The 6665-nt window shown below is 65.0% G+C and carries 2 protein-coding genes; both read left to right on the forward strand.

The annotated features are described in order from the left end of the window. On the forward strand, positions 1 to 5589 hold a 5589-nt coding region (locus NP552_RS25745), incomplete at its 5' end, for an amino acid adenylation domain-containing protein (RefSeq protein WP_443201044.1). A gap of 61 nt (positions 5590 to 5650) precedes the next feature. Further along, complete coding sequence (locus NP552_RS25750; protein WP_274097314.1) at positions 5651 to 6607, forward strand: alpha/beta hydrolase; 957 nt, start codon at positions 5651 to 5653, stop codon at positions 6605 to 6607. Positions 6608 to 6665: the final 58 nt, after the last annotated feature.

The raw sequence follows: 6665 nt of genomic DNA on the forward strand, positions 1-6665 counted from the left end.
TTGCTGCAGCGTGAATACGTGGCACCGCAGACCGAAATGGAAAAACGCATCGCCACCTTGTGGCAAGACGTGCTCAAGCTGCCGCGCATTGGTCTGGACGACAACTTCTTCGAGCTCGGTGGCGACTCGATCATCTCGATCCAGGTGGTCAGCCGTGCCCGCCAGAGCGGGATCCGCTTCAGCGCCAAAGACCTGTTCCAGCACCAGACCATCAAGAGCCTGGCCAGTGTCGCGCAGGTCGCCGACACCACGCAGCAGATCGATCAGGGCCCCGTGCTCGGCACCACGCCCCTGCTGCCGATCCAGCAACTGTTCTTGCTCAGCGATACCCCCGAACCGCATCACTTCAATCAATCGGTGATGCTCGAACCATCCAGGCCGCTGGATGCAGCCGTACTGGACCATGCCTTGCACGCGCTGCTGGAACACCACGATGCCTTGCGCCTGGTGTTCTCCCTCGACGGCGAACATCCAGGGGCTCGCTACCTGCCAGTGGACCCGACCTGCAAATTGCTGTGGCAGGCCGAAGTCGCTGACGAGCCTGCGCTCAACGAATGGGCCAATCGCGCCCAGGCCAGCCTGAACATCCAGCAAGGCCCGCTGCTGCGCGCCCTGCTGGCGACCCTGCCCGATGGCCAGCAGCGCCTGCTGTTGGTCATTCACCACCTGGCGGTGGATGGCGTGTCGTGGCGCATCCTCTTCGAAGACCTGCAACTGGCCTACCAGCAACGGCTGGTAAACCAGCCGACGAAACTGCCGGGCAAAACCAGCTCGGTCAAGGCCTGGGCCGAGCAGTTGCAAGGCTATGCACACAGCGAGGCCCTGCAAAAGGAACTGCACTACTGGCAGGCACAACTGCAGGATGTACCCACCACACTGCCCTGCGAGCGCCCAAACGGCAGCTTGCTGAACCGCCACGCACGCAGCGTGCAAAGCCGCCTCGACACGCAGCTCACCCGCCAACTGCTGCAGGAGGCACCGGCGGCCTATCGCACACAGATCAACGATTTGCTGCTGACCGCACTGGCACGCGTGATCGGCCGTTGGAGCGGCTCGCCAAGCAGCCTGATCGAGCTGGAAGGCCATGGCCGCGAAGACCTGTTCGACACGATCGACCTGACCCGTACCGTGGGTTGGTTCACCAGCGTGTTCCCGGTCAAGCTCACCCCCGCCAGCGGTATGGGCGAGTCGATCAAGGCAATCAAGGAACAGCTGCGCGCCATTCCCAACAAGGGCATCGGCTACGGCGCACTGCGCTTTCTTGGCGATGGGAGCGCGCGTCAGGCCCTGGGCGAACTGCCCGTCCCACGCATCACCTTCAACTACCTGGGCCAGTTCGACGCCAGCTTCGACAGCAATGTGGGCGCGCTGTTCGCACCGGCCGCTGAAAGCACCGGCGCCAACCAGAGTGCCCACGCAACGCTGGGCAACTGGCTGTCGCTCAACGGCCAGGTGTATGGCGGCGAGCTGAGCATGAACTGGAGCTTCAGCAGCGAAATGTTCGAGGAGGCGACGGTTCAGCAACTGGCCGATGCCTTCTGCCTGGAACTGGCCGCTGTCATTGCGCATTGTCGCGACCCGCAGCACAGGGGGCTGACGCCATCGGACTTCGCGCTGGCGCGTCTTAGCCAGCCGCAACTGGACCGTTTGCCAGTACCGTGCAGCGACGTGCAGGACCTCTACCCACTCTCGCCCATGCAGCAAGGCATGCTGTTTCACACGCTGGAGTCCAACGAGGCCAGCCTCTACATCAACCAGATGAGCGTACCGGTTATCGGGTTGGACCCCGAACGGTTCATCGCGGCCTGGAACACCTCGATTGCCCGCCATGAAATCCTGCGCACCGGGTTCTGGTCGGCCAACGAGCTGAATGAGCCGCTGCAAGTGGTGTACAAGCACGCCACCCTGCCGGTGCGTCGCCTGGCCAGGCAAGCCACGACGTTCGATGAAAAGGCCCTGCAACGTATCCTTGAAGCGGACTGCGCCGAAGGCTTCGATCTGCTGCAGGCGCCGTTGACGCGCCTGACGCTGATCGACCTGGGCGAGCACAAGCACCACCTGATCTGGACCAGCCACCACATCCTGATGGACGGCTGGTCCAGCTCGCGCCTGCTCGGCGAAGTGCTGGAGCTGTACCACGGGCGCACGCCACCGGCAAAGCGCGGGCAATATCGCGACCATATCCAATGGCTGCAGAATCAGTCCCAGGCCAGCCTGGAGCAGTTCTGGAAACACAAGCTGCACGACCTTGAAGGCCCGACCCTGCTGGCCGGCAGCATTGCACCGCGTCCGGCCGGCGACCTGCAAGGGCATGCAGCGCTGTACCTGCACTGGGACGAAGCACGCACCCAGCGCCTGCGCGAACAGACCCAGCGCCTGCGTATCACGCCCAACACACTGATCCAGGCCGTATGGCTGCTACTGTTGCAACGCTACACCGGCCAGCCCACCGTGTGCTTCGGCGCCACCGTGGCCGGTCGCCCGGCCAGCCTGCCCGGTGCCGAAGAAATGCTCGGGCTGTTCATCAATACCCTGCCGATCATTCAGACCCCGCAGCCGCACATGCCGCTGGCGCAGTGGCTGCAAGCACTGCAAACCTACAACCTGGAGGTTCGTGACCAGGAGCATGCCTCGCTGGCCGACGTGCAACGCTGGTCGGGGCAGAACGGCCAGGCACTGTTCGACAGCATCATCGTGTTCGAAAACTACCCGGTGGACGACCGCCTGCAGGAAGCCGAGCAGAATCAGTTGAGCTTTGGCGAGGTGAACAGTCGTGACGTCACCAACTTCGCCATGGACCTGGCGATCAACCTGGGCCGCACCCTCAAGATCGAGTTCCTCTACCTGCGCAACCGCTTCACCGAGGCTGCCACGGCGCAGATCCGCACCAGCTTCGAAACCTTGCTCGATGCCCTGCTCGACAACCCTCAAGCAACCCTGGGCAGCCTGTCGATGCTCAGTGCCAACGAACAGCAGGCACTTGCACAACACAATCAACTGGCGCCGCCAAGCCACGACCCGGCGCTGCTGGCCGAGTGCATCCGCAGCCATGCCGAACGGCAGCCGCAGCGTATCGCGGTCACCTGCGCCGATGTGCAGTTGAGCTACGGCGAACTGGAAACCCGCGCCAACCGGCTGGCCCACCACCTGATCGCACAGGGCATCGGCCCTGAAGTGTGCGTCGGCATTGCCCTGGAGCGTTCGGTCGACGTGATCGTGGCGTTCTATGCCGTGATGAAGACCGGCGCAGCCTACGTTCCGCTCGACATCGACTACCCGCAGGAGCGCGTCAAGTGGATCGTCGAAGACTCGCGCATGCCGGTGCTGCTGACGCAACGCTCACTCCAGCATCGGTTTGCCGATGCCGGTGCCGGCACCCTGATCACACTTGACCATCTGGCCCTGGACACCTACCCCGCCAGTTGCCCGGCGCCTCGCGCCGACGCGGACAACCTCGCCTACCTGATCTACACCTCCGGCTCCACCGGCAAGCCCAAAGGAGTGGCCGTCAGCCACGGGCAGATCCGCATGCACTGCCTGGCGATTGCCGAGCGCTACGCGATGGACGCCAGCACCCGCGAGCTGCTGTTCATGTCGTTCGCCTTCGACGGTGCCCAGGAACGCTGGCAGTCGACCCTGCTCGGCGGCGGCCAGCTGGTGCTGCGCGACAACCGCCTGTGGACTGCCGAGGAAACCTGGCAGGCCCTGCACGCGCACAACATCGATATCGCCTGCTTCCCGCCCGCCTACCTGCAGCAACTGGCCGAACACGCCGCCAGCGTCGAAGCGCCGCCACCGGCGGTGCGGGTGTACTGCTTTGGTGGTGACGCGGTGGCCGAGGCCAACTTCGAGCTGGTCAAGCGTGCACTCAAGCCGGCCTATCTCACCAACGGCTACGGCCCCACCGAAACCGTGGTCACGCCGTTGCTGTGGAAAGTCGACGCCAGCCAGCAGTGCGGTGCGGTGTATGCGCCCATCGGCACCCGCGTGGGTCGACGTACCCTGTACGTACTCGACGACCAGCTCAACCCGGTGCCCGACGGCGTGGCCGGCGAGCTGTACCTCGGTGGCGAAGGCGTGGCGCGCGGCTATCACCAGCGTCCCGGGCTCAGCGCCGAACGCTTCGTTGCCGACCCGTTCGCGGGCGATGGCAGCCGCCTGTACCGCACCGGTGACCTGGTGCGCCAGCGCGCCGACGGCGTGTTCGACTACCTCGGCCGACTGGACAATCAGGTCAAGGTGCGCGGTTTCCGCATTGAGCTGGGCGAAATCGAATCGCGCCTGCGCCAGCAACCCGGGGTGACCGACGCGGTGGTGGTTGCACGTGAAACCGGCGCCGGCAAGCAACTGATCGGCTACGTGGTAGCGGACGACGCCGGTGACCTGGGCGAACGCCTGCGCGGTGCACTGCAGGTCGAGCTGCCCGACTACATGGTACCGGCGCAGATCCTCGCGCTGGCCGCCTTCCCGCTCAACCCCAACGGCAAGCTCGACCGCAAGGCCCTGCCCGACCCGGACTTCAAGGCGCGTGCCTTCATCGCCCCGCGCAACACGCTGGAGCAGGGCCTGGCGGCCATCTGGCAACAGGTGCTGGAGGTCGAACAGGTTGGCGTTACCGACAACTTCTTCGAACTGGGGGGCGACTCGCTGCGTGTGCTCAAGGTGCTGTCCAGGGTACGTAGCCAGCCGGAGCTGGGCATCGAACTGAAACTGCGCGACCTGATCGGCAAGCCGACCATCGCCGAGCTGTCGGGCTACGAGGCCCAGGTGCCTTCCCTCGACCCGTTGCTGTTGCTCAACAGCCCGGTCGAACAGGCGCGGCCGCTGTTCTGCCTGCACGCAGGCTTCGGCACGGTATTCGACTACGAGCCGCTGGCTCGCCGCCTGGAAGGCCAGCGCAGCGTGTATGGCCTGCAATGTCGAATGCTGCTGGAGCGTAGCTGGGAAGACGAATCCCTCGAGGCCATGGCCATCGACTATGCCCAGTACATCCGCCAGAAACAGGCCAGCGGTCCTTACCACCTGCTGGGTTGGTCACTGGGCGGCACCCTGGCGGTGCTGGTCGCGCAAGAGCTTGAGAAACAGGGCCAGCGGGTGGGTTTCCTCGGCCTGGTGGACAGCTTTCTGCCGTCATCTGCGCCTGCGCAGCCTGCAGCCGATGAGGACTGGAGCGAAGACCTTGGCAGCTTCCTGGGTGTCATCATGGGCGTGCCAAGTGACGCGCTGCCGGTGTTGCAGGTGCGCGCCAGCAGCCCTGCCAACCACCTCGAAACGGTGATTGCCCAGGTGCAGGCCCAGGTCATCAGCGCCTCGGCGTTCGCCTCCATCGGCGCTGAAGAACTGGCCCATACCTTCCGTGTAGCCATGAAACTCAAGGCATTGTCCGAGGCCATCGAGGGGCTCCCCGCAACGCAGGTGCCAGCGCAGTGCTGGTGGGCCAGGGCCGGCGCAGGCCAGACCCAGCTGCGCCTGGTGCAGGCGCAACTCAACGAACCGGTGGCCGCCGGCCATTACGACATGCTCAAGCATCCCGAGCTGCTGCGCCGCGTGCTGGAGCAGTTGCAGGAAAGCCACAGCGTCACCTGTTGATACCACCGCCGCCCCGTCAGCCGGGGCGGCGCTTACCGATAGCTTTGCAAGGAACCTCTACATGCCTCTGGATCCCGACCTCGAAGGCTTCCTGGAACTGGCCCAGATGGGCCGCCTGAGTGGCAAGAGCAGCGCGCTGCACGAACTTGATCTGGCACTGGCGCGCACGCAGTTCGAAACCACCTCGCAAGTGCTCGACCCCTGCCCGCCAGGCGCCATCAACGTCACTACCCTGAGCATTCCAACCCGCGACGGCCAGTCCATCGCGGCGCGTCTTTACCGCGCCGATGCCAGCGACACGGCGTTGCTGCCAACGCTGCTGTTCTTTCATGGTGGCGGTTATGTGGTCGGCAGCCTGGACTCCCATGACTCCATCTGCCGCCGCCTGGCAGCAAGCGGGTGCCAGGCGGTGCTGGCGCCGGCTTACCGGCTGGCCCCGCAATACCCGTTCCCGACCGCCGTGCATGATGCGCTGGATGCCGCCAACTGGCTGGCTGAACAGGCCACGGCGCTGCACCTGGACAACCAGCGGGTGACACTCGCGGGCGACAGCGTCGGCGCCACCCTGGCCACCGTGCTGGCGATCACGGCGGTCAAGCAGCCACAGGCGTTGCAGCTCAAGCCCAGGGCGCAGCTACTGTTCTATCCGGTCACCGATACCTCGCGCCAGCGCGACTCGCATCGCCGCTATGCCCAGGACTACCTGCTCGAGACCGCCACGCTGGAATGGTTCTACCACCATTACAGTGCCGACCCGGCGCAGCACCTGGACTGGCGCGTCTCGCCGTTGCTGGCCAGCGGGCTGGGCGAACTGGCCCCGGCGTATGTGAGCCTGGCCGAATACGACCCGCTGTTTGACGAAGGGCTGGAATACGCCCGCCTGCTGGAGGCCAGCGGTACTTCGGTGACGTTGAAGGTGCAGCAGGGGCTGACCCACGATTTTCTGCGCATGGGCGGGATTGTGGCGGATGTCGAGGCGATCTATACGGCGGTGGACCGCTGGTTGGCCTCGCTGTAGTCGAGGCAGGTGGCGCCCATGAAAAAGCCCGCAGCGTTGCGGGCTTTTTTGTGGCGTT

This window comes from Pseudomonas sp. 8209, assembly GCF_028682105.1.
Lineage (GTDB): Bacteria > Pseudomonadota > Gammaproteobacteria > Pseudomonadales > Pseudomonadaceae > Aquipseudomonas > Aquipseudomonas palmensis.